This window comes from Amycolatopsis sp. WAC 04197, assembly GCF_003947475.1.
Taxonomy (GTDB): Bacteria; Actinomycetota; Actinomycetes; order Mycobacteriales; family Pseudonocardiaceae; genus Amycolatopsis; species Amycolatopsis japonica.
In genome coordinates this window covers 1,020,559-1,040,478 of record NZ_QHJK01000001.1, presented here as the reverse complement: position 1 = coordinate 1,040,478, position 19,920 = coordinate 1,020,559, and the positions used below count along the sequence as shown (strand labels likewise).

Genomic DNA, 19,920 nt, shown 5'->3' with positions numbered 1-19,920 from the left:
TCAGTCCTCACCTCGTCGGTACAGCGCGCCGTCGGCCTTCGGCGGCCGCAGCCGCTGCGAAGCCACCGCCAGCACGATCAGCGTCACGAAGTGCGCCGTGTACGGGATGAGGTCGCTCGGCAGGTCGTCATTGGTCCAGTAGATCGCGTACAACGCGGCGGCGCCGACGACACCGAGCGCGGCGGCGATCCACTGACGGCGGAACAACTGCACCGCCACGATCACGGCCAGCAGGATCACCGCCCCGTACAGCAGCGCGAGCACCGCGGTGCCGCCACCGGCGAGCTGGAGACCGTCCGCGTAGCCGAACAGCGCCGCACCGCCGAGCAGACCGCCCGGCCGCCAGTTGCCGAAGATCATCGCCGCGAGGCCGATGTAACCGCGGTTGTTGGTCTGGTTCTCCAGGTAGTCCGCGCCACCCGCGAGCAGCACCAGCGACGCGCCACCCATGCCGGCGAGCCCACCGGAGATGATCATGGCGACGTACTTGTGCAGGTAGACGTTCACGCCGAGGGATTCCGCCGCCACCGGGTTCTCACCGCACGACCGCAGCCGCAACCCGAACCGCGTGCGCCACAGCACGAAGTAGCTGATCGGCACCAGCGCGATCGCGATCATCGTCAGCGGCGCGACCTCGGTGATCAGGCCGTTGAGGATGCCGGCGAGGTCGGAGATGAAGACCCGCTGCATCTTTTCCAGATCCGACAACCAGTCCGAGAGGAACGTCGCCGAGTACGTGTCGAACTTCGGCACCGGCGGCGACTGGCGCGGGTTACCCGAAAGCGGGGTGAACACCAGGTTCGCCAGGTACTTCGCGACACCGAGACCCAGGAGGTTGATCGCCACACCGGAGACGATGTGGTTGACGTTGAAGGTCACCGTCGCGACGGCGTGCAGCAGCCCGCCGAGCGCGCCGAACACGACCGCCGAGATCAGCCCCGCCCAGACCCCGCCGTGGTACGCGCCCCACGCGGCGCCCCAGGTGCCGAGGATCATCATGCCTTCGAGGCCGATGTTGATCACGCCCGCGCGTTCGGCCCAGAGCCCGCCGAGCGCACACAGCAGGATCGGCAGCGCCAGCCGCAACGCGGTGTGCGCGGTGTTGGTCGAGGTCAGCGTGTTGACGCCGGTGGCGTACGACGCGATCGCGAGTACGCCGACCGCCAGCAGACCCCAGATGGCGCCCTTGAGCCAGCCCGGGATACGCCGCTTCGGCGGCTTCACCGGCATGGTGGTGCCGCCCGTGTTGGGCGACAGAACGTCCGCGGTGGTCACACCGCACCTCCCTCGGACACGCTGGAACCCTTGCGGCCGTTGCCCGCCAGCGCGCGACCCACGCGGCGTTGTTCAGCGGCCAGGTCGGCGCGGCGCACGATCTCGTACGCGATGACGACCGACAGCACGATCACGCCCTGCATGATCGTGGCGATCTCTTTGGACACGTTGATCTGCTCCAGCGAAACGGCCGACCGGTCGAGGAACGCCCACAGCAGGGCGCCGAGCGCGATCCCGGCCGGGTGATTACGCCCGAGCAGGGCGACCGCGATGCCGGTGAAGCCGTACATCTGGGTCGAGGTGATGCCGTAGCTGAAGTCGCGGCCGAGCAGTTCCGGCATCGCGACCAGGCCGGCGACACCACCGGAAAGCAGCATCGCGATCAACGTCATCTTCTTGGCGTTGACGCCACCCGCCGCGGCGGCCGTCGTCGATTCGCCGGAGGCCTTGAGTTCGAAGCCGAACCGGGTCCGGTTGAGCATGAACCAGTAGGCCGCGCCGATCAGCGCCGCGATGATCACGAAGCCGAACAGCTCGCCGGACCCGATCGGGATACCGGGGATCCGGCCGGTCTCGGCGATCTCGCGGGTGGCGATGTTGTTGCCGGTCTGCACGCCGAACTGGTCCGCGTTGACCAGGAACGCCACGATGCCGCCGACGATCGCGTTCAGCATGATCGTCGAGATGACCTCGGAAACCCCGCGGGTCACCTTCAGCACGGCGGGAATCGCCGCGTAGAGCATGCCGCTGGCCACCGCGACGATCAGGATAGCGATCACGTGGATCACCGGCGGCAGCTGCAACGCCCCGCCGATGATGGCGGTGACGATGGCGGCGAACCGGTACTGGCCCTCGACACCGATGTTGAAGAGGTTCATCTGGAAGCCGATGGCCACCGCGAGCCCGGACAGGTAATAGACCGTCGCGAGGTTCACCGTGTCGACGGCCGTCGAGCCCTTGAAGAGCTGGCCGATCATCGTGCCGTAGGCCTGGAGCGGATCCGCCCCCGAGATGATCAGCGCGATGGCCGTCAGGATGACCGCGAAAACGATCGCGAGCAGAGGCGGCAGCAGCCTCGTACGCCAGGAACTCACGCCGCACCGTCCTCTTCGGAGTCTTCGGAAGCACCCGTCATCGCGGAGCCCAGTTGCTGCGGGGTCACGGTCGCGGGGTCGGCCTCGCCGACCAGCCGTCCGCGAAGCATGACCTGAATGGTGTCGGAAAGCCCGATCAGCTCGTCGAGGTCGGCCGAAACCAGCAGGACGGCCAGCCCGGCGGCACGCGCCTGGCGGATCTGTTCCCAGATCAGCGCCTGCGCGCCGACGTCGACACCGCGCGTCGGATGCGACGCGATCAGCAGGACCGGGTTGCCGGAAAGTTCGCGCCCGACGATCAGCTTCTGCTGGTTACCACCCGAAAGCGCGGCGGCGGGGACGTCGATACCCGGTGTGCGGACGTCGTACTCCTCGACGATGCGGCGGGTGTCCTCCCGCGCGCCGTCGATGTCGAGCAACTGTCCTTTCGCGACCGGCTTGCGCGTCTGGTAACCGAGGATCCGGTTGACCCACAAGGGTTGCGTGAGCAGGAGGCTGTGCCGTGTGCGGTCTTCGGCGATGTAGCCGATACCCGCCTCGCGGCGGGCGAGCGTCCCCAGTTTGTGCAGTTCGACGACCTTGCCGTCGGCCTCGGTCAGTTCGATCCGGCCGCCGCCCTTGCGCATGCCCATGATCGTCTCGACGAGTTCGGTCTGGCCGTTGCCCTCGACGCCGGCGATCCCGAGCACCTCACCCGCGTGCACGGTGAAGGAGATGTGGTCGAGCACGTTCCGCTCGGAACCCTCGACGCTCAGGCACACGTCGTCCAGGCGCAGGACGTCCCGATCGGTGACGGTGGACTCGCGGGTCTCCGGGCTGGGCAGCTCCGTGCCGACCATCATTTCCGCCAGCTGCCGTGAGGTGATCGTCTTCGGATCCGCCGTGCCGACGGTGGTGCCGCGGCGGATCACGGTGACCGTGTCGGCGATCGCGCGCACCTCGTCGAGTTTGTGCGAGATGAAGATGAAGGTGAAGCCGTCCTTCTGCATGGCGCGGACGGTCTCGAACAGCGCGTCGACCTCCTGCGGCACGAGCACCGCGGTGGGCTCGTCGAGGATGATGATCCGCGCGCCGCGGTAGAGCACCTTGACGATCTCCACGCGCTGGCGGTCGGCGACGCCGAGCTCTTCCAGCAGCGCGTCCGGGCGGGCGCGCAGGCCGACGCGTCCGGCGAGTTCCGCCAGCTTCGCCCTCGCCGCGCGGCCGATGCCGTGCAGGTTCTCCGCGCCGAGGAAGACGTTTTCCCCGACGGTCAGGTTGTCGGCCAGCATGAAGTGCTGGTGGACCATCCCGATCCCGGTCTTGATGGCGTCCTGCGGGTTGCGCAGTTTCACCGGCTGACCGTTGATCGCGATGTCGCCCTCGTCCGGCTGCTGCATGCCGTAGAGGATCTTCATCAGGGTCGATTTGCCCGCGCCGTTCTCGCCGCAGACTGCGTGCACCTCGCCCTTGGTGACGGTGAGGTTGACGTCGGAGTTGGCCACGACACCGGGGAAACGCTTCGTGATCCCGGTCAGCTGCACGGCCGGTTCACCCCGGTCGGGGGCGTCGGTGACCTCGGCCTGGGGAGCGCTCATGAAAAAGCCATCCAGTTCTGGGGGTAAACAGGTGGGGGCTCGGAAGGGGTTACCCTCCCGAGCCCCGCTGCCAGACGAACCTTACTTCTGCGGCTTGTCCGAGACGGTGATCGCCCCGGAGACGATCTGCGCCTTGTAGCCGTCGAGGACGTCCTTGATGTCGTCGACCTTGCCGCCGGAGGTGGCGTAGCCGATGCCGTCGACCTTGAGGTCGAACCGCTTCGGCAGCGACGTCAGGTCGCCCTTCGCCAGCGCGCGCAGGTAGTCGAACACCGCCACGTCGACGCGCTTGAGCATCGAGGTGATGATGACGTCCTTCGACGCCTCGACCGTCTTCTGGTTGTACTGGTCGGAGTCGACGCCGATGGCCATGGCGTTGTTGGACTTGGCCGCCTCGAAAACGCCCTTACCGGAGGCACCGGCGGCGTGGTAGACGACGTCCGCGCCCTTGGCGATCTGGGCGGCGGCCTTCACGTTGCCCTTCGCCGGGTCCTGGAACCCGGAGAAGTCACCGGCCGGGGTGAGGTACTCGTCCTCGATCTTGGCCTTGCTCGACGCGGCCTTCACACCCTGGAGGAAGCCGGCCTCGAACTTCTGGATCAGCGGCGTGTTCACGCCACCGACGAAGCCGACGTGGCACTTCTTCGACTTGTAGGCGGCGGCGACACCGGCCAGGAACGAGCCCTGCTCCTCGGCGAACACCAGCGGGGTGACGTTCGGCGCCTTGACGGAGTCGTCGTCGACGATCGCGAACTGGGTGTTCGGGTACTTCGGCGCGATGGCGCCGACGGCCTTGGCGTAGGCGAAGCCGACCGCGATGACCGGGCTGAAGCCCTGCGAAGCGAGCTGGTCGAGACGCTGCGACTTCGCGGCCTCGTCCTCGGTCGCGGCGGCGGTGCTCTCGGTCACCGAGGTGACGCCGAGTTCGCTCTTCGCCTTGTCGGTACCGGCGGCGGCGGAGTCGTTGAACGACGCGTCGCCACGGCCGCCGACGTCGAAGGCCAGCGCGACCTTGAGCTTGCTGCCGTCGACCTTCTCACCGGCCTGGCTGGAGCTGGTCGAGGCGGCCGCCGCGGCAGGCGGCTTCGGCGCCGTCACGCAGCTGGCGGACTGGTCCCCAGTGCTCGCGTTGTTGTTGTTCCCCGCACCCGAATCCTTCGCGCACCCGGCCAGTACCAGTGCACCGGCCATGGCGGCGGCGGCCAGCGCGGTTCCACGCATGCGACGCAACGTGTGTCTCCCTCCCCGCTGATCCAGCGGATGGTCCGAAGAAAGCGACCCGGCGACACTGCCGGGTTCGACCGAGGAACGGTACCTAACGGCCGCTTTGCCGCCATAGGAAAGGCACGCTACGTAACACAAACGTTTACTCATGAGTCGTAAGCGCGACGAATGGAGTACTCACGGTGATCGGAATGGAGTAATCGCAGGCAGTGCCGGGCCCCCGAGGCGCGTGACGCGCCGAAGATCGTCACGCACCGTTCAGGCCCCTCCGGCGGGTCCGCTCGCGCGTCCACAGTGGACGAACCGGGGAGTTGCCGGCCCTCGTCACCCGATCGTGCGACGGTCCCAATGTCTGGTCCATCACACAGAGGAACCCGGAGGTGAGCCCACCGTGAGGTGCGGGTCTAGCATCCTTTTCATCCACGCTCGATGACCATGATCTCGGCACCGTCGCCGGAGCCGTCCCCAGGTGGACGTCCCGGCGGCAGGCGCGGAAACCAGCGGTCAGCGGGCCCAAGCCATGACGTTGGAGGCCGTTCACCGATGTCCACCACGGCTAGCACCGCCACCGAGGCGGCCGCGAGCGATCGGGCGGGTGCCTCACGCCGGCAAGGGACGTTCTACCGGGGAGACCCCGGTATGTGGTCCTGGGTGCTGCACCGCATCACCGGCGTGCTGACATTCTTCTTCCTCTTCGTGCACGTGCTCGACACCGCGCTCGTGCGCGTGTCGCCCGACACGTACAACGAGGTCATCGAGACCTACAAGACCCCGCTGGTCAACCTCCTCGAGGTCGGCCTGGTCGGCGCGGTGCTGTTCCACGCGCTCAACGGCATCCGGGTCATGCTGGTCGACTTCTGGGAGAAGGGACCGAAGTTCCAGAAGCCGATGCTCTGGACCATCCTGGCCATCTGGGTCGTGGTGATGATTCCGGGCGCGTTCTTCATGATGAAGCGCACCGTCGAGACGCTCTTCGGGGGTAACTGACCATGGCATCCGAAGTCCTCACCCTCGACAAGCCGCGCTCGCCGAAGCGCCCCGCCGCCCGCCGCAGCAACTTCGAGCTCTACAGCTGGCTGTTCATGCGCATCTCGGGCCTCGCCCTGATCGTGCTGGTGCTCGGCCACCTGTTCATCATGAACATCCTCGACGGCGGCGTGCACCGCATCAACTGGGGTTTCGTCGCCGGCCGCTGGGCCTCGCCGTTCTGGCAGTTCTGGGACCTGTCGATGCTGTGGCTCGCCGAGATCCACGGCGGCAACGGCCTGCGGACGATCATCGACGACTACGCCCGCAAGGACAGCACCCGGTTCTGGCTGAAGATCGTGCTCTACGTCTCGATGGTGCTGATCCTCGCCGTCGGCACGATGGTGATCTTCACCTTCGATCCCGGCATCTCGGCCAACTGACGCCCCACCACACGTTCAAAGCGGAGTCCTCATGCAGTTCCACAAGTACGACGTGGTGATCGTCGGCGCCGGTGGCGCCGGCATGCGCGCGGCCATCGAATCCGGCCAGCGTGCCCGCACCGCGGTCCTCACCAAGCTCTACCCGACGCGTTCGCACACCGGCGCCGCGCAGGGCGGCATGTGCGCCGCGCTCGCGAACGTCGAAGAGGACAACTGGGAGTGGCACACCTTCGACACGATCAAGGGCGGCGACTACCTGGTCGACCAGGACGCCGCCGAGATCATGGCGAAGGAAGCCATCGACGCGGTCCTCGACCTCGAGAAGATGGGCCTGCCGTTCAACCGGACGCCCGAAGGCAAGATCGACCAGCGCCGCTTCGGCGGGCACACCCGTGACCACGGCAAGGCCGCGGTGCGCCGCGCCTGCTACGCCGCGGACCGCACCGGGCACATGATCCTGCAGACGCTGTATCAGAACTGCGTCAAGCACGGCACCGAGTTCTTCAACGAGTTCTACGTGCTCGACCTGGTGCTGACCCCGGACGAGAACGGCAACCCGGCCGCTTCCGGCGTCGTCGCCTACGAGCTGGCGACCGGCGAGCTGCACGTCTTCCAGGCGAAGTCGATCGTGTTCGCCACCGGTGGCGCGGGCAAGATCTTCAAGACGACGTCGAACGCGCACACCCTCACCGGTGACGGCCTCGGCATCATCTTCCGCAAGGGCCTGCCGCTGGAGGACATGGAGTTCTTCCAGTTCCACCCGACAGGTCTGGCCGGGCTCGGCATCCTCATCTCCGAGGCCGTGCGCGGCGAGGGCGGCATCCTCCGCAACGCCGACGGCGAGCGGTTCATGGAGCGCTACGCCCCCACCATCAAGGACCTCGCGCCGCGCGACATCGTCGCCCGGTCGATGGTGCAGGAAGTGCTGCAGGGCCGCGGTTGCGGGCCGAACAAGGACTACGTCGTCCTCGACGTCACGCACATCCCGGAAGAGACGCTGAACGCGAAACTCCCGGACATCATGGAGTTCTCGCGGACGTACCTGGGTGTCGACCCGGTCACCGAACCGGTGCCGGTGTTCCCGACCTGCCACTACGTGATGGGCGGCATCCCGACCAACGTCCACGGCGAAGCGTTGCGGGACAACGAAAACGTCATCCCCGGCCTGTACGCCGCGGGCGAGGTGGCGTGCGTGTCCGTGCACGGCTCGAACCGGCTCGGCACGAACTCGCTGCTCGACATCAACGTGTTCGGCCGTCGCGCCGGCATCGCGGCCGCCGAGTACGCGCTGGCGCACGACCACATCGAGCTGCCGGAGAACCCGACCAAGGTCGTCGAGGACCAGCTCGCGCTGCTGCTCTCGGAGCACGGTGACGAGCGCGTCGCCGACATCCGCACCGAGCTGCAGCGCACGATGGACTCGCACGCTTCGGTGTACCGCACCGAGGACACGCTGAAGCAGGCGCTGACCGACGTGCAGGCGCTGAAGGAGCGGTACAGCCGGATCACCGTGTCGGACAAGGGGAAGCGGTACAACACCGACGTCCTCGAGGCCGTCGAGCTGGGCTTCCTGCTCGAACTCGCCGAGGTCCTCGTCGTCGGCGCCCTGGCGCGCAAGGAATCCCGCGGCGGGCACGCGCGCGAGGACTACCCGAACCGCGACGACACGAACTTCATGCGGCACACCATGGCCTACAAGGAGGGCGAAGGTCTCACCGCCGACGTCCGCCTGGACTACAAGCCGGTGACCTTCACCCGCTACGAACCGATGGAGCGGAAGTACTGATGACCACGGCAACCCCCGAGAAGTCGGAGGCCGTGTCCTCCGACCACACGCCGATCACCGTCACGCTGAAGATCCTCCGGTTCAACCCCGAGATCGACAACGAGCCGCACTGGGAGTCCTACGACGTCCCGGCGCAGCGCACCGACCGGCTGCTGAACCTGCTCTTCTACGTGAAGGACTACATCGACGGGACGTTCTCGTTCCGGCGCTCGTGCGCGCACGGCGTCTGTGGTTCCGACGCGATGCAGATCAACGGCATCAACCGGCTGGCGTGCAAGGTCCTGATGAAGGACCTGCTCGAGACCAACGGCAAGAAGACGACGATCACCATCGCGCCGATCAAGGGCCTGACGACGCTCAAGGACCTTTACGTCGACATGGACCCGTTCTTCGAGGCGTACAAGGCTGTGAAGCCGTACCTGATCGCCTACGGGAACGAGCCCACGCGCGAGCGGATCCAGTCGCAGGCCGACCGCGACCGGTTCGACGACACGACCAAGTGCATCCTGTGCGCCTGCTGCACGTCCTCGTGCCCGGTGTACTGGAACGACGGTTCGTACTTCGGCCCGGCCGCGATCGTGAACGCGCACCGGTTCATCTTCGACTCGCGTGACGAAGGCGCCGAAGAGCGTCTCGACATCCTGAACGACTCCGAGGGTGTCTGGCGCTGCCGGACGACGTTCAACTGCACCGACGCCTGCCCGCGCGGTATCCAGGTGACGAAGGCGATTCAGGAGGTTAAGCGCGCTTTGCTCTTCAAGCGCGTCTAACGCTTCTGGCGGCTTCTGGACCAAGTACATGAAGGCCCCATTCCTTGCGCTAGGCGCAAGGAATGGGGCCTTCATGTACTTGTAGCTGAGTTATCCACAACGGGACACTTATCCACAGGCCGGCGAATCGGCTCTGGCGGCGCCGGCGTTCCTGCCGTCACGCTGATCACATGACCAAACGGGGGAGATGGGCCCAGCATCCCGAACTGCTGCGAGAACGAAGTCGCGACGGCGTGATCCGGGCTTCCGACCTGGAGTGCCTCGAAATGAGCAGCCGGACGATCTACACCCGATGCCTGCCCGGTGGTCCATGGCAACGCCTACTGCCGGGCATAATCCTGTTGCACAACAACGAACCCACGAGCGAGCAGCTCGTTACCGCGGGGCTACTGCACGGCGGGGCGGACGCGGTTCTCACCGGAATCGAAGCCTGCCGACTGCACGGACTGCGTCCGACCGCGATGCCACCGGACATGGGGCTGCATCTGCTGATCCCGCACGACCGGAAGATCCGTAGCACCGGCTTCGTGACGATGGAACGGACGATCCACTTGCCGACGCCGATCATCCGACACGGCTTTCCCTTGGCGCCGCTGATCCGGGCGACGACGGATACGGCGCGGCGGTTGGGGGACGTGGAGCAGGTCGAGGCGATCTTGATCGAAGCGGTCCAGAAAGGCGGATGCCACCCGAAGGCTCTGCTTCGCGAACTCGATAGCGGCTCTCTTCGTGGTAGCGCTGTACCTAGACGTCTGCTGACGAACTGGGTAGACCTTCGGTCCATGGCGGAATCGCGCGCCAGGATTCTGAGCCAACGCATGCCGGTCCCACCGAGCCACTGGAACGCGGCGATCCACGACCGGCGAGGACGCTACATCGGACGCCCCGATGCGTTGTGGGACGACGTCGGTCTCGTTTGGGAAATCGACTCTTTCGAGTTTCATTTCCGCAAGTCGGACTATGCGCGAACCGTCGAGCGCAACACACGGTATGCGGCGGCGGGCCTGGTCGTGGTGCAGACTCTGCCCTTCCGCCTGCGAGACGACCCCGATGGCGTCCTCGCCGACCTCACGGCCGCGCACGACGTAGCCTCGGCCAGGCCTCGACCCGATATCCATCTCTCAACGGCCGCCTGAAGTACATGATGGCCCCCTTCCTTGCGCCTAGGTACAGGAAGGGGGCCATCATGTACTTCCTCGGACTGACGAGCTACTCCAGGATGCGGGCAGCGGCACCTGAGTCGGCAGTGCCGGGCAGCAGGTCGAAAGCCTCCGGGTCGATGCGGTCCACAGCGCCCGTGCTCACATCCCGCAGCATGTTGTACAGCCCCGCCATCACCGCGCGCGTGAAGTGCTCCCGGTGCTGCTGCCCGAGCGTCTGCGTCTGCCCGCGCACCTCGAACAGCACCGTCCCCGTCCCGTTCAACGCGAACGAGCACCGCGCCTGCCCGGGCAGATCACGATCCGCGCCATGCGGGTACCGCGCCCCGACGAACCCACGCGACGTCATCCCGTTGAAGCCGCTGATCGCCAGCTGCCGCGATTCGTCCTTTGTGTACACGTCGCGGTACTTCGCGTATTTCTGGCCGGGCTCGAAGAACTTGTCCGGCAGCGGCGGGTAGTCGATGCCGACGTCGAGGAGCCGGTTGCTGCCTTCCTGGCGGACGCACGCGCCTTGGTGGTGCAGATCGACGTAGACGTCGGGCACCTTCCCGCGCCGGGCGGTCAGCTCCATGTACACAGACCGCAGAGCACGCGCCTCGGGCGTGATGAACCAGCCCGGCCGATCCGGCGCGCCCGGGAAGTCCTCCGCGCGCGGGACGTAGTTCAGGTCCGGATTGAAGTCGCGGTTGACGTCGAACCCGGGCCGCTTCCGGTAGTCGTCGCCCTGCAGGACGTCGCTGAGGTAGTTCCAGGCGGGCGGCCGGTCCTTCAGCTGGGGGAATTTGCGCTGCACCTCGGCCCACGACAGGTCGTTGCCGCGCCGGTCGAGTTCGGCGCCGTCCGGGTTCAGTTTCGGCACCGCGACGAAGGTGATGGTCTTCCGCAGCCGCTCGGCGTCCCGCGACTCCGAGGTGCCGAGGTAGTCCAGGATCCGGAGCAGGGCGTCGGTGCCGGTCTTCTCGTTTCCGTGGATCTCGCTGGAGACCACGAAGACCTTCGGCCCGGTGCCGACGGTCGCCTGATGGATCACCCGGCCGCGGTTGGACCGCCCGGCCTCCTTGACCGCCACGCGCCCCTTGCTCACGCGCTCGAGCCTGCCGAGTTCCCGCACCATTTCGCGGTAGTCGGTGAACTCGTCGATGGGCAGCTCCCGCGGCTCCTCGCTGCAGGGCGCCACCGGAGCCGCCGCCGCGGGCGTGCTGACCAGCGGGAGCATCGCCAGCCCCACCACCACGGGAACCAACCGACCGAACACCGACATCGTGAACTCCCCACTGTCGAAGGTGTTCACAACGTAGCGAGAACGCACCGGTCGCGAATCCGGCAAAAGTGCCGAGCCCCGGCGAACGCGTGATCGAGCTAGCCTGATAGGTCATCGGCTGGTCGATCCGAGGGGATCCCATGGAAACGACGACCGAACTGCGCAAGACCTTGTCCCGTCGGCTCCTGCCACTGCTGTCGGACCTCGAAGACCTCGTATACCGCCACGGCTACCTCCGGGTGGTCGCCGGAGCCGTCGCCATGTTGGGCACCATCGGGTTGCTCGGCCAAGTCCTCGGGCTCGCCTGGTTGCGCACGATCTTCGCGACAGCGGCCGCTCTTCTGTTCTTGATCGCCGCACTCATTTCGTTCTCCGCGCCCCGGAGGCTACGAGATCGCTTGGCTCAGACCGAGCAACTCCTTCACTCCTACTTGCCGGACTTGCCCAAGACAGACCCAGTGGGCATTCGTCGCTGGAAGCAGGAAACGTCGATCGAGGAAAACGGTGATGCCTGGATTCGTCGCGAGGTGACGATGGCTGAGGCCAAGGACCGCCACCTTCGATACCTCACTTTGACGACGACTTGTTACAGCCAAAACAAGCTCACGAATCGCGACAAGCGGAAAGTCAAGTACGACTTCGTCCACGCCACGGCTTCGACACCAGAATCCGGAGTACGGGTGCCCACGACTTCTAGGTGGTCAGAGACGGAACGGGGCCATTCGAGCTTGACGATCTACGTTCATCTCGGCCGTGCGGTGGAAGAAGGAGACGTGGTCACCGCTGAATGGCATTGGCCGAAACACTCTGCTGAACTCATGAAGGGAATCCGCCCCGAGGCGTTCGACACCTTCTTCACCACCACGGTCGCCGAGTTCGATTTCCACGTGAAATTCCGAAATCTCAAAGACGACACCGCATTGAAGGTGAAACCCCTGCCTACGACGCAAGTGGAACGTTCACGTGATGGCCAGGACACGATACTCCGGCTTTCGGGAACATCACCGCGGCGCGGCGACCGCTTCGGGTTCATCGCCGACGTACGACCGCCCGCGTGACCGGAGGCCGGCCCGAATCACCCGGGCCGGCCTCCGAAAAGCGGAAATTCTTTTACTTCACCGCGTCCAGGGCGTTGACGCGGCCGTGCCCGTAGTACGAGTTGTCCTTCGCCGGGCCTTCACAGACCGGCGCCGCGGTCCCGCAGGGAACCTCGTCCGCCTGGTGCTCCAGCAGCCAGGTCAGCAGCCGCGGCGGAGCGTGGCGGTAGCGGGAAGCCAGCAGAGCGGCGACACCGGCGGCGTGCGGGGACGCCATCGAGGTGCCGCACTTGGCGCCGTAGCCGCCGTTGAAGATCGTCGACAGCGGGCAGCCCACTCCCTGGCCGGCGGGCGGCAGCTGGGCGCGGTCGCCACCGGGGGCGGTGACCGAAACGTCGTCGCCGTAGTTGCTGTACGACGACTTCGTGCCCGCGTAGCCGATGGCCGAGACGTTGACGACGCCGTCGATGGCCTTGGGCAGGATGCCGCAGCTCTCGTCGACCGGGTGCGGGCGGTTCGGGTCGGTGGTCTGCTTGTCCGGGTCGAAACCGCTGTTGCCGGCGGCGGCGACGTTCAGCACGCCACGTCCGGTCGAGTAGGTCACCGCGCGGCGGACGGCCTCGAACGCGGCCGCGTCGCCCGGCTCCTTCGCGCAGTAGAACATGCCCGGGTCGATGTAGTAGCTGTTGTTCGTGACCGGGAAGCGGTGCTTCGCCGCCCACATGAACCCGCACACCGCGGCCTCGGGGAGGATCAGGCCGTCGTCGTTCACGACCTTCACCGACGCGAGCTTGACGCCGGGCGCCACACCCGTGAAGCCGCGCGAGGCGTCCTTGCCCGCGATCGTGCCGGCGACGTGCGTGCCGTGGTCCGACGTCGTGGGCGCCCAGGCGGCGGGCGTGGTGTCGGGCGCGCCGCTGTTGCAGCCTGCCGACACGTTCGGGTCGAGGGCCGCCTTCAGCGCGGGGTGGGTGGGCTCGATGCCCGAGTCCAGCACGCCGACGGTCACCGAGCTGCTGCCACCGGAGATCTTGTTCGCCTCGGGAGCCTGGATCGCCCGCATGTCCCACTGCTGGGCCGACAGGTCCTCTTCGACCGCGACGCTGGTGGTCTCTTCGTTCTCCTTGGTGTCGACCACGGCGGAGCGGGTCGCGCGGGCGGTGGCCGCCGGCGGGAACGCGACGTCACGGCCGCCCGAGTAGGCGCGGAAGACGCCGATCTTCGCCTGGAAGTCGGCGTTGCGCGAGGTCGCCACCGCGACCCCGATCTCCGGGTAGTACGCGACCTTCTCGCCGCACTTGGCGCGCAGCTCGCTGTCGACCTTGCGCTCCGGGGTACGCGGGTTGTAGAGCACCACGTAGTTGAACGGCGCGCTCGCGGTGTCGCACTGCGGCGCGGGCGCGGCGCTCGCCGACGGGGCCGCGAACACGCTTCCCGCCGCCGCCGCGACGAGCGCGGGGACGAGCAGGCGTCTGATCCGGGACATTCCACCTCCATGATTCGGTGGAGTGAACGTAAGCGAGCCGAAGGCGGGCCACCACCGTCAAAAGGACGACAAACCGGATCAGGCGTCAGCCTTCTCCGCGTCCCGTGACTTGGCGCCACGAAGCGTGCGCAGACCGATGACGCCGATGATGGTGCCGAGCACGAACGAGACCACCGTCAGCACCGCGTGCACGATGAAGTAGGCGGTGGGCGAGCCGTCCGCGGCCCAGGCGCGGTCACTGTCCCAGAGGTTCTTGGCGAACGTGATCCAGATGATCCACGACCACACGCCGAAACCCAGCAGGAACATCGAAGTACCTCGCGAAATGCGCATGCCCCTGAGTATGCAGCGGGCCCGGCGACGCTACATTGCTCGGGTGCACAGCGCTATCTCCCGGTCGCTCCTGGTCCTCGTTTCCGGTGTGCTCGCCCTCGCGGTGACGCCGGTGGCCACAGCCGCCCCGAAGCCACCAGCCCAGGCGCAGCCGTGCGCGAACAAGACGACGCCTCCCCCGCCCATCGACACCTCCGAGAAGCCGCGTCCCGGTGAGGCTGCGCCGGCCCCGCTGCCGGTCCCGCCGGTCCCGGTGGGCGGCGACCGGATGGCCGAATGCGGGCTCGTGCTCCCGAAGCGCGCGCTGAACCCGCCCGAGGGGAACACCTCCGCGTCGTGGGTGCTGCAGGATCTCGACAACGGCGACATCATCGCGGCGAAGGACCCGCACGCGCGCCAGCGGCCGGCGTCGCTGATCAAGGTGCTGCTCGGGCTGGTCGTGGTCACCGAACTCCCGCCGGGCAAGATCATCGTGCCGACCAAGGAGGACGCCGAGCAGGAGTGCACCTGCATGGGCATCGCCGCGGGCGGTCAGTACACAGTGGACCAGCTGCTGCACGGCCTGCTGATGCATTCGGGCAACGACGCGGCGCACGCGCTCTCCACCGTGCTCGGCGGGGTGGACGCGACCGTCGCGAAGATGAACGCGCTGGCCACCCGCATCGGCGCCACGGACACCCGGGCCGCGACGCCGTCCGGGCTCGACGGCCCCGGTATGTCGACGTCGGCCTACGACATGAGCCTGATCTTCCACTACGCGATGAAGAAGCCCGAATTCGCCAAGGTGGTCAAGACCAAGAGCTTCGAAATCCCGCCGACCGCGGGAAAGCCGCTCATCACGATCTACAACGACAACAAACTCCTCGGCACCTACCCCGGGTTCACCGGCGGGAAGACCGGTTTCACCGACGACGCGCGCCACACCTACGCGGGCAGCGCGGTCCAGAACGGTCACCGGATCGGGGTCGTGATGCTGCGCGCCGAGCAGCGCCCGACGCGGGTCGTCGAGCAGGCGGCGAAACTCCTCGACTACGGCATCGCGCTGCGCGAGGCCAAGGCCGAATCGGTGGGGCGCATCGAATACCGGTCACCGGAAGTCGTGAACGCGGACCCGGCGAACGCCACGCCGAACGGGGACGGAGCGTCGAACAGCGGCGCCGCGGCCGCGGCCGAAGATCCGTTCGGGGTGACGGGCTGGATCATCACGCTGGTCGTGTTCCTGATCATCGTGGCGTCGTTCGTCGTCGGTCACCAGCGGAAAAAGGCCATGGCGGGCGAGTAGACCGCGGAAAACGAAATCGGCGGACAACGACGGCCGCGACCGCTAACCTTCGGTCTCCACCCGCGCGCCGTTCGGGGGACGGCCGTGGGTGTCCCCGATTTCCAGTACTCGTTTCCGAGGTGTTCTTTCCATGCAGAGACTCGCGTTCTTGTTCATCCTGCTCGGTTTCGGCTCGGTCGCGCTGACCTACACCGACCGTCAGTTCATCCTGCTGATGTGGGCCGAGGACTACCAGCCGGTGCTCGGCATCGTCGTCGGCGTACTCGGTGTCGTCCTGCTCGTCGCGGGCATCGTCCGCACCAAGAAGGCCGCGCAGGCACAGCCGGCTCCGGTCACACAGGAGCCCGGCCGGTAAGTCAGGACCTCCGGCGGCCGAACCAGCCCAACAGGGCACCGGTCGCGAAAGCCCCGCCGACGGCACCGAGCCCCGGCCCCTGCTGCACGGTCACCCTCGGGTGGATCAGCACCGGGGCCGGCGGCTCGATGACCGTCTGCTGGTTCTCCTTCGCCGTCGCCGTCCACGCGGTGACGAACAACAGGAACCGCGACACGAGGTTCGCGAACACGAGCAGCCCGATCACCGGGCCGAACAGCGTGAACGCCGGTGATTTCGTGACGCTGCCGAGGTAGACGGTCGCGGCCTGCTGGAGCACGATGAACCCGACGGCGGCGAAGATCGCGCCCTTGACCGCGCTGCGCAACGCGACGTGCTCACGAGGCAGCCTCGCGATGACCCACAGGAACACCAGGGTGTTCGCGAGAAGACCGAGCAGGATCGTCGCGACCTTCAACAGGAAAACGGCCCAGCCCTGGTTCTCGAGGCCGACCAGTTCGAGCAGGAACCGTCCGACCCCGCTGCCCGCCGCGGTGAGGCCGAACGAGACCACCAGCGCGAGACCGAGCCCGACGAGGGACAGCAGGTCCTTGATGGTGGTCGAAACCAGCGGAAGCTTCTGCTTTTCCTGCCCCCATTGGGCGGTCAGCGCGTCGCGCAGGTTCGACATCCAGCCGACGCCCGAGTAGAGGGCGAGCAGCAGACCGAACACCCCGATGCCCCCACCGGATTTCAGCGCCGCGCCGATGATCTCGCCGACGAGACCCCGTAGCCCGTCCGGTACGGACTTCGTGATGCCGTCGACGAGCTGGTTCGTCACCGCGGTGTCGCCCTTGAGCACGATCCCGACGATCGCGAAGGCGACCATCAAGATCGGGATCACCGAAAGCACGCTGAAGTAGGTGATGGCGGCCGCGTAGTGGTTGCCGTAGCGCTCGGTGAAGGCGTCATTGGCCCGGATGAGGTGATCGAGCCAGGCGTACTTGCGCCTCAGGCGCGGCAGCAGCTTGTCCTCTTCCGGCTTCGCGCCGTCGTCTTTCGCCACCTTGAAACGCTAACCACACGGCCGCGGCCGCGCAGCGCGAATCAGCCTGCCGGGGGAAGGAACCCGATGTTCTCGTAGACGTTCCGCAAGGTCACCGAAGCGACCTCCCTGGCCCGTTCCGCACCGAGTGCCAAGGCCTTGTCGAGTTCGGCGACGTCGTCCAGGTAGGACCGGACGCGCTCCTGCACCGGCGTGACCCACTCGACGAACGCCTCGCCGACGCCCTTCTTCAGGTCGCCGTAGCCCTTGCCCTCGTAGGCGTTCTCGAGTTCGGCGACCGGCTGGTCGGTCAGGGCGGACAGGATCGTCAGCAGGTTCGAGACGCCCGGCTTGTTCTCGGCGTCGAAGACGATCTCGCGGCCGGTGTCGGTGACCGCCGAGCGCACCTTCTTCGCCGACTTCTTCGGGTCTTCGAGCAGCTCGATGAGGCCGTTGCCGGTCGACGAGGACTTGCTCATCTTCGCGGTCGGGTCCTGCAGGTCGTAGATCTTCGCCGTGTCCTTGACGATATGCGGCTCCGGCACGGTGAACGTCTTGCCGTAGCGGTTGTTGAACCGCTGCGCGAGGTTGCGCGTCAGCTCCAGGTGCTGCCGCTGGTCCTCGCCGACGGGCACCTCGTTCGCCTGGTACAGCAGGATGTCCGCGGCCTGCAGGACCGGGTACGTGAACAGGCCGACGCTGGCGCGATCCGTGCCCTGCTTCGCGGCCTTGTCCTTGAACTGCGTCATCCGGCTCGCCTCGCCGAACCCGGTCTGGCACTCCAGCACCCAGCTCAGCTGGGCGTGCTCGGGCACCTGGCTCTGGACGAACAGCGCGCTGCGGGCGGGGTCGACCCCGAGCGCGAGCAGCTGCGCGGCCGACCGGCGCGTGCGCTCGCGCAGCACCTTCGGGTCCTGCTCGACGGTGATCGCGTGCAGGTCGACGACCATGTAGAAGGTGTCGTGGGTGTCCTGCAGCCGCACCCACTGCCGCAGCGCACCCAGGTAGTTGCCCAGGTGGAACGAGTCGGCGGTCGGCTGGATCCCGGAGAGTACGCGCGGGCGCTTCTGTTCGTCGGACACGCCCGGATTCTGTCAGGCCACGCCGCGGCGGGTCATCCGGCCTCGGCCCGGCCGAACGGGCTAAACGGTTAAACGCCACATACTTCCGACGGTTCTGGGCGCGGTGTCCGATTCCTAGCGTTCATGGCACCGGATCTTCCGGCCACACCGAAGGAGAACCCAGATGAAGGCACGATCCCTGCTGATGGGCTTGGCCATGGCGGCTGCGGCCGTCTTCTCGCTTTCCGGCGTCGCGGCGGCGGCCGAGCCCACCGGAGGCGTCCAGCCGAACATCGTCGGCGGCGGCAACGCGACCCAGGTCTACTCGTTCATGGTGTCCCAGCAGTCGAGCTCCGGCAGCCACCAGTGTGGTGGCTCACTGATCAGCTCGACCTGGGTGGTCACCGCGGCGCACTGTGGCACGCCGTACCAGGTGCGGGTCGGCACCACGAACCGCACCAGCGGCGGTTCCGTCGCCCGCGTCGCCCAGCGCATCGCCCACCCGAGCGCCGACCTGGCGCTGCTGCGTCTCTCGACGGCGGTGTCGCAGGCGCCGGTCACGATCGCCGCTTCGTCCGGGGCCGTTGGCACCGCGACGCGGATCATCGGCTGGGGCCAGACCTGCCCCGTCCGCGGTGGTTGTGGCGCCCCGATCAACCTCCAGGAGCTGAACACCTCGATCGTCGCCGACACCCGGTGCAGCGGCATCAACGCCGCCAGCGAGATCTGCACCAACAACCCCAACGGCAACTCGGGCGCCTGCTACGGCGACTCGGGCGGCCCGCAAGTGAAGCAGGTCAGCGGTGTCTGGCAGCTGGTCGGCGCCACCAGCCGCGCCGGGAACAACAGCAGCACCTGCGCGACCGGGCCGTCGATCTACGTGGACGTCCCCTACTTCCGCAGCTGGATCCGCACCAACTCCGGCGTCTGACCCGGTCCCCGCGTCGCCCCACCGTCCCCGGGGGCGACGCGGGCCCAGCCGGTTCAGCAAGGAACCGTGCGGTAGTTCGAAGAGCCGCTCCAGCAGCGCGACCGCCTTCAGGGAGTCGCACCGCTCGGGGCGGCTTCTTCCTGTCCGCCAGTAGCTCAAGGTCGCGACACTGATCCGGACTCCCTGCTGGGCGAGCCGGTGCCGGATCCGGTCGAGCCCGAGGCCGCTTTCCGTGATCGCCCGGTCCAGGGCGCGGGGGAAGGGGTCACCGGGCCGGCTGCGACGCCGCGTCACCGTCATGGACCCGAGCGTGGCGATCAGCGCGCGGCGAAACAATCCGGGCGGGACTAGGTGTACCTACCCAAGAAATCCGCCGACCTGCGTTTCGCGGGCTAACCGCGATCCGCCGGGCCCAGGGCACCCACCTGCGTTTCGCGGGCTAAACGCGATCCGAAACGGGGAAAAGCAGGTCAGGGGCGCTGCTGGCGAGTAAGGGCGTCGTCCGCGAGCACGGCCTCGGCCATCGCGGCCACATGCGGGGCGGCGGGCTGCGGCGGGACGACGGGAGCGGGGGCGACGGCGGCCGCGCGGGCCTTCCGGCGCTGACGGAACACACCGAAGGCCATGCCGACGATGCCGAGCGCGACGGCGATCAGGCCGACCGGGCCCAGCAGGCCGAACGCCATCTCCGAACGTGACGCCGACTCCGCGGCCGACGCCGGAACGGCGCCCGCGACGAGCAACGCGACCGGGATCGCGATGACCGCCGCGGCCCGGGCCGCGGGCACGGACGATCGCATCAGGAGATGAACTGGGTTCCGCACCGGAGTGCCTCCCGTGACGTGACTTTGCCGAACCGGAACGCTAACCCGA

19 protein-coding genes are annotated in these 19,920 nt (G+C 67.4%); 9 read left to right on the top strand and 10 right to left on the bottom strand.

What is annotated here, in order from left to right; all coding sequences use genetic code 11:
- From DMC64_RS05230 to DMC64_RS05215, 4 genes are all read right to left on the bottom strand, one after another.
- Nucleotides 1-1,275, bottom strand: coding sequence for an ABC transporter permease (locus tag DMC64_RS05230; protein ID WP_037332425.1), 1,275 nt, complete (start codon nucleotides 1,273-1,275; stop codon nucleotides 1-3).
- Nucleotides 1,272-2,369: an ABC transporter permease gene (locus tag DMC64_RS05225; protein ID WP_038519432.1), complete on the bottom strand. Its 1,098-nt coding sequence runs from the start codon at nucleotides 2,367-2,369 to the stop codon at nucleotides 1,272-1,274. The genes DMC64_RS05230 and DMC64_RS05225 overlap by 4 nt, the downstream gene beginning before the upstream one ends.
- Complete coding sequence (locus tag DMC64_RS05220; protein ID WP_073847419.1) at nucleotides 2,366-3,946, bottom strand: ABC transporter ATP-binding protein; 1,581 nt, start codon at nucleotides 3,944-3,946, stop codon at nucleotides 2,366-2,368. Before DMC64_RS05220 ends, DMC64_RS05225 begins: the two co-directional genes overlap by 4 nt.
- An 81-nt stretch (nucleotides 3,947-4,027) precedes the next feature.
- Nucleotides 4,028-5,167: a BMP family protein gene (locus tag DMC64_RS05215; protein ID WP_037332429.1), complete on the bottom strand. Its 1,140-nt coding sequence runs from the start codon at nucleotides 5,165-5,167 to the stop codon at nucleotides 4,028-4,030.
- A gap of 546 nt (nucleotides 5,168-5,713) precedes the next feature.
- Here DMC64_RS05215 and sdhC point away from each other — a divergent pair.
- From sdhC to DMC64_RS05190, 5 genes are all read left to right on the top strand, one after another.
- Nucleotides 5,714-6,157, top strand: coding sequence for a succinate dehydrogenase, cytochrome b556 subunit (sdhC, locus tag DMC64_RS05210; RefSeq protein ID WP_073847418.1), 444 nt, complete (start codon nucleotides 5,714-5,716; stop codon nucleotides 6,155-6,157).
- Between the two features lie 2 nt (nucleotides 6,158-6,159).
- A complete protein-coding gene (locus DMC64_RS05205) occupies nucleotides 6,160-6,579 on the top strand; it encodes a succinate dehydrogenase hydrophobic membrane anchor subunit (RefSeq protein ID WP_007032045.1) in 420 nt (139 codons plus the stop codon).
- 31 nt (nucleotides 6,580-6,610) lie between these two features.
- Entirely contained in the window at nucleotides 6,611-8,365 is a 1,755-nt protein-coding gene (gene sdhA, locus DMC64_RS05200; RefSeq protein WP_125732332.1) for a succinate dehydrogenase flavoprotein subunit, read from the top strand.
- Nucleotides 8,365-9,135 (top strand): succinate dehydrogenase iron-sulfur subunit, encoded by a 771-nt coding sequence (locus DMC64_RS05195; protein ID WP_016331256.1) that lies wholly within the window; start codon nucleotides 8,365-8,367, stop codon nucleotides 9,133-9,135. The genes sdhA and DMC64_RS05195 overlap by 1 nt, the downstream gene beginning before the upstream one ends.
- Before the next feature lie 170 nt (nucleotides 9,136-9,305).
- Entirely contained in the window at nucleotides 9,306-10,271 is a 966-nt protein-coding gene (locus DMC64_RS05190) for a hypothetical protein (RefSeq protein WP_125732330.1), read from the top strand.
- A gap of 73 nt (nucleotides 10,272-10,344) precedes the next feature.
- On the opposite strand, the gene DMC64_RS05185 is transcribed toward DMC64_RS05190, so the two are convergent.
- On the bottom strand, nucleotides 10,345-11,559 hold the full coding sequence (locus DMC64_RS05185) for a M14 family zinc carboxypeptidase (protein ID WP_233629570.1): 1,215 nt from the start codon (nucleotides 11,557-11,559) through the stop codon (nucleotides 10,345-10,347).
- 140 nt (nucleotides 11,560-11,699) lie between these two features.
- Here DMC64_RS05185 and DMC64_RS05180 point away from each other — a divergent pair, with 140 nt between their 5' ends.
- Entirely contained in the window at nucleotides 11,700-12,617 is a 918-nt protein-coding gene (locus DMC64_RS05180) for a hypothetical protein (RefSeq protein WP_125732328.1), read from the top strand.
- A gap of 52 nt (nucleotides 12,618-12,669) precedes the next feature.
- Here the strand turns inward: DMC64_RS05180 and DMC64_RS05175 are convergent, their stop codons facing one another.
- Nucleotides 12,670-14,082: a S8 family serine peptidase gene (locus DMC64_RS05175; protein ID WP_125732326.1), complete on the bottom strand. Its 1,413-nt coding sequence runs from the start codon at nucleotides 14,080-14,082 to the stop codon at nucleotides 12,670-12,672.
- Nucleotides 14,083-14,160: 78 nt separating this feature from the next.
- Nucleotides 14,161-14,415 (bottom strand): SCO4848 family membrane protein, encoded by a 255-nt coding sequence (locus DMC64_RS05170; protein WP_125732324.1) that lies wholly within the window; start codon nucleotides 14,413-14,415, stop codon nucleotides 14,161-14,163.
- A gap of 43 nt (nucleotides 14,416-14,458) precedes the next feature.
- On the opposite strand from DMC64_RS05170, the gene DMC64_RS05165 reads away from it, so the two are divergent.
- A complete protein-coding gene (locus DMC64_RS05165) occupies nucleotides 14,459-15,697 on the top strand; it encodes a D-alanyl-D-alanine carboxypeptidase family protein (RefSeq protein WP_125732322.1) in 1,239 nt (412 codons plus the stop codon).
- A 130-nt stretch (nucleotides 15,698-15,827) separates the two neighbouring features.
- A complete protein-coding gene (locus DMC64_RS05160) occupies nucleotides 15,828-16,052 on the top strand; it encodes a hypothetical protein (RefSeq protein ID WP_037332444.1) in 225 nt (74 codons plus the stop codon).
- Nucleotide 16,053: 1 nt separating this feature from the next.
- On the opposite strand, the gene DMC64_RS05155 is transcribed toward DMC64_RS05160, so the two are convergent.
- Both DMC64_RS05155 and trpS read right to left on the bottom strand, forming a co-directional pair.
- On the bottom strand, nucleotides 16,054-17,076 hold the full coding sequence (locus tag DMC64_RS05155; protein WP_037332446.1) for a YhjD/YihY/BrkB family envelope integrity protein: 1,023 nt from the start codon (nucleotides 17,074-17,076) through the stop codon (nucleotides 16,054-16,056).
- 41 nt (nucleotides 17,077-17,117) lie between these two features.
- On the bottom strand, nucleotides 17,118-18,137 hold the full coding sequence (gene trpS, locus DMC64_RS05150) for a tryptophan--tRNA ligase (RefSeq protein WP_125732320.1): 1,020 nt from the start codon (nucleotides 18,135-18,137) through the stop codon (nucleotides 17,118-17,120).
- Between the two features lie 163 nt (nucleotides 18,138-18,300).
- On the opposite strand from trpS, the gene DMC64_RS05145 reads away from it, so the two are divergent.
- Nucleotides 18,301-19,047 carry a trypsin-like serine protease gene (locus tag DMC64_RS05145; RefSeq protein ID WP_037332450.1) on the top strand — a complete coding sequence of 249 codons (747 nt, stop codon included), beginning with the start codon at nucleotides 18,301-18,303 and terminating at the stop codon, nucleotides 19,045-19,047.
- A gap of 470 nt (nucleotides 19,048-19,517) precedes the next feature.
- On the opposite strand, the gene DMC64_RS05135 is transcribed toward DMC64_RS05145, so the two are convergent.
- Nucleotides 19,518-19,847: a hypothetical protein gene (locus DMC64_RS05135; RefSeq protein WP_037332451.1), complete on the bottom strand. Its 330-nt coding sequence runs from the start codon at nucleotides 19,845-19,847 to the stop codon at nucleotides 19,518-19,520.
- Between the last annotated feature and the right edge of the window lie 73 nt (nucleotides 19,848-19,920).